Raw genomic sequence first — 3903 nt, 5'->3', positions numbered from 1 at the left:
TGATGTATGCCCTGCGCGACGTGGAACGGCACAAGGGCACCGAACTGATGCGCCAACGCTGGGCGCAAGCCAGCCAGAGCAGTCGCAACGCGGTGCGATTGGCCTCGCTGACCGGCGTGCTGGAGCTGGTGAACTTCATCAACCTGCTGGCCAAGTCTGACAAGCAAGCGCGCGACTACGGCAGCCTGGTGGCCTCGGGTGCAGCGCTGGTGTCGGTCTACAGCAGCATGGCCGAAAAGGTGAGCAAGGAATTCTTCGGCGACGCCAGCCGCAGCGTGTCCAGGATGAAGGCCATCGGTGGGTGGCTGGGTGGGTTTGGTACGTATGTTGGGGTTTATTATGATGCTGGGGACACTTTCCTGAAGATTAAAGAAGGAGAGTACGCTCTAGCTCTTATGTCAGGGTTGAAAATGTTCGCTGGGGTGCTTGTTGGTGGCGCTCAGTTCTTGACAGCATTGTCTTACTCCGCTCCAGTAATAGAAAAAGCGATTGGTCGAAAAGGCGTCGTTATCTGGCTTGATTCGCTCAAGGCGGGCCTGCAGGCAGCAGCCCTTAAAGAAGGTGAGCAGGCGATAGCCAAAGCTTCAATGAGGCGTATCGCTACTGGGATATTAAGGCTTGGTGGATGGCAGGTCACCGTCGCCCTAATAGCTATTGATGTTTTGATCTATGCCATCGAGCCTGATGCGTTGGAAAAGTGGTGTGAGAGTAACCAGTTTGGGAAAGTAAGTGAGGGCTGGATCATGGGCTTCGGAGCTGGCGGTCCAAAGTATAAGTCACTTAAAGAGCAGGATGATGCATTTCAAAAGGCTATTGGCGAGGTTGTGGCTCGGCCCGGAAATTAAAATTAACTACTGAAGAAGTTATTAATGGAAAATAATTACGATCAGCAAGCCCATGTTATTGCTGGAAAGCTGACTAACGTAAAATTGAAAAATACCACCGCAGAAATTTTCTTTAGCACAGGTGATAGCGATGGGATGGCGGCCACCGGTGTAGTCGCAGCCGCACTAGGGCTCAGTGGAGCAGCAGCCGGCATGGCCTCCATGTCGATGGACGAGATGAAAGAGCCGGTATGTCAGGTGAGCTTCGACATCGAGAGTAAACATGTGGAAGCAATTCTTTGGAATTGGCCGTTTAAAGAGGGGGACGAGGTGCAGGCGGTCGTGGAGCAATCATCTGCGAATTCCTACAATTGCTTTGCAGTATTAGATCCTAAAGAACGTATCATCGCCTTGTACCCGCATGTATCCGCAGGAAAAAAAGCACACTGGTTGCGGGTAATTAAATTGTCTGGGCTTGCAGGGGGGGGCGCTTCTTTTGTGGTGTGGTCAATTATGGCGCTAATAGGTAGCGTTGTGGGAGTTAGCTTAATTGATAGGCCAATATTTTTATTAACTTCTTTCTTTTTGTCGGCGGCTCTGGTTTTTTTGATTGGTCTTAATATTGGTCGTCGATTTAAGCCTTTTATTGAAATGGCGGAGCCAATTTTCACTATTTTGGGCTGGAAGGATGTAAATAGCATCGACTTGCGCAAGACTACCAAGGAAAAAAAGAAGCCAACCGACCCTCCTGCAATGGGCGACAGCTACTTCCGCTACTAAGGTCAATCTCTCAGCGCCGAGCGCATGCAACCGATCATGCCCAAGCAGTGGATCGGTGCGCCGCAGGCCAAGGGCGATACGGTGCCGCTGTCGAGCGCCGACGACCTGAAGGCGGCGATGGAGTATCGGGGCTTTGCCGGCGAGACCAGCCCGCTCAACGGCGTGCAGGACAAGGTGGGCAACGCGCTGGTGCGCTTCGTGCTGATGACGCGCGGGTTGATGGACCAAAACGAGGCCTCGAACCTGATCAGCGTCGAAGCGAGCACGGGCGCGAGCATCCGCAACTACTTCCTGGAGCGCGTGCAGCACTACCGCAGCCAGCAGCTGACCAGCAGCACGCCGATGATGTATGCCCTGCGCGACGTGGAGCGGCACAAGGGCACCGAACTGATGCGCCAACGCTGGGCGCAAGCCAGCCAGAGCAGTCGCAACGCGGTGCGATTGGCCTCGCTGACCGGCGTACTGGAGCTGGTGAACTTCATCAACCTGCTGGCCAAGTCGGACAAGCAAGCCCGCGACTACGGCAGCCTGGTGGCCTCGGGTGCCTCGCTGGTGTCGGTGTACACCAGCATGGCCGAGAAAGTGAGCAAGGAATTTTTCGGCGACGCCAGCCGCAGCGTGTCCAGGATGAAGGCCATCGGTGGGTGGCTGGGTGGGTTTGGTACGTATGTGGGGGTTTATTATGATGCTGGAGATACTGTGCGATTTGCGACGAGAGAAAGTTACGGTCTAGCACTAATCTCATTAGCAAAAAGTGGCGTCGGATTTGCTGTCGGAAGTGCACAATTTCTAACAGCCCTTGCTTATTCTGCCCCCGTTCTTGAAAAAGCTCTTGGCCGTAGAGGCATCGTCATTTTCTTCGACTCTGTGAGAGCTGGGCTGCAGGCGGCAGCGGTCAAAGAGGGAGGGGAAGCATTGGCTAAAGCATCAATGAGGCGCATAGGGGCCGGGATTCTGAGGCTTGCTGGATGGGAAGTTACTGTCGCCCTGATTGCATTGGATATACTGATCTACGCAATAGAGCCAGACGCTTTGGAAAAATGGTGTGAGGCCAACCGGTTTGGGAGAGTCAGTGAAGGGTGGCTTCTGGGTTTTGGAGCTAGTGAGCCACATTACAAAGCGTTGAAAGAGCAAGATGATGCCTTTCAGAAGGCCGTAAAAGAGGTCGTTGCTAGGCCTGCCTGATTGAATATTATTTGAGGCGAAGATGTTTGAAAATGAGAAGACCGAAGCATGCATACTTACCGGCGCATTAAGCAATGTAAAGCTTGAGAATACGACTGCGGAGATCTTTTTTAGTGCAAGCGATCAAGGTGGGATGGCTGCTACTGGTGCCGTCGCGGCAGCTTTAGGCTTGAGTGGCGCCGCGGCCGGAATGGTTGCCATGTCGATGGAAGAGATGAAGGAGCCCGTATCGAAGGTGAGCTTTGATGTCGAAGGTAGGCACGTAGAAGCATTATTATGGAATTGGCCTTTCAAAGAAGGCGATGAAGTGCAGGTTGTGGCCGAACCCACTAAAGGCGGGGGTTATATTGGTTTCGCGGTTCTTGACCCAAAGGAAAAGATAATAGTTCTTTATCCGCATGTTTCTGCAGGTGGCAGGGCTCATTGGAAGAACGTATTTAATATTTCTTCAATAGTGACGTCCGTAATTATCTTCTTGATGCTAGCTTTTATGGTTGCGGCCTACGCTTTTTCTAAAGAGATGAAATTCGAGGCTGTGTATATAGTTGGCGGCGGCGCATCTTTAATTATGGTTGCGATCGCAACTTGGGTTTCATACAGGATAGGTAATCGCTTTACACCTTTCATAGAGATGGCGGAACCAATTTTCACGCTGCTGGGCTGGAAAGACGTCAAGAACATCAATCTTCGAAAAATAACTAAGACCAAGATGAAGCCCACCGACCCGCCTGCAATGGGCGACAGCTACTTCCGCTATTAAGGTCAATCTCTCGGCCGCCGAGCGCATGCAACCGATCATGCCCAAGCAGTGGATCGGCGCGCCACAGGCCAAGGGCGACACGGTGCCGCTGTCGAGCGCCGACGACCTGAAGGCGGCGATGGAGTATCGCGGCTTTGCCGGCGAGCTCAGCGAGCCAGCGCAACTGCCGCACGACCGCAAGCCGGCGGCGATCAGCACGTCCACCGGCGGCTACAAGGCCGAGGTGCTGCGCGCCAATAGCGTAAGCTCCCCCGATCCGCAGACACCGCATAAGTAGATCTTTCTGGCATTGTTCCCAAGTCAGGAGGTTCCATGCGCACATCGAAGTTCACCGAGACACAGATCATCGCCACG

The 3903-nt window shown here is 53.3% G+C and carries 3 protein-coding genes and 2 pseudogenes; all 5 read left to right on the top strand.

Annotation, left to right across the window (positions count from 1 at the left end; all coding sequences use genetic code 11):
- Positions 1-845, top strand: a pseudogene (locus tag CKY51_RS21385) (T6SS effector BTH_I2691 family protein); the annotation flags it as partial.
- Positions 846-869: 24 nt separating this feature from the next.
- Positions 870-1604 (top strand): putative type VI secretion system effector, encoded by a 735-nt coding sequence (locus CKY51_RS21380; protein WP_152249938.1) that lies wholly within the window; start codon positions 870-872, stop codon positions 1602-1604.
- 36 nt (positions 1605-1640) lie between these two features.
- Positions 1641-2789 carry a T6SS effector BTH_I2691 family protein gene (locus CKY51_RS21375; protein WP_280524721.1) on the top strand — a complete coding sequence of 383 codons (1149 nt, stop codon included), beginning with the start codon at positions 1641-1643 and terminating at the stop codon, positions 2787-2789.
- A 22-nt stretch (positions 2790-2811) separates the two neighbouring features.
- A complete protein-coding gene (locus CKY51_RS21370; protein ID WP_152249936.1) occupies positions 2812-3549 on the top strand; it encodes a putative type VI secretion system effector in 738 nt (245 codons plus the stop codon).
- A gap of 25 nt (positions 3550-3574) precedes the next feature.
- Positions 3575-3802, top strand: a pseudogene (locus tag CKY51_RS21365) (hypothetical protein); the annotation flags it as partial.
- Positions 3803-3903 lie beyond the last annotated feature (101 nt).

Source organism: Xanthomonas maliensis, from assembly GCF_009192945.1.
Lineage (GTDB): Bacteria > Pseudomonadota > Gammaproteobacteria > Xanthomonadales > Xanthomonadaceae > Xanthomonas > Xanthomonas maliensis.
Note: the sequence above shows the minus strand (reverse complement) of the source record. Positions and strands in the feature narration are given on the sequence as shown.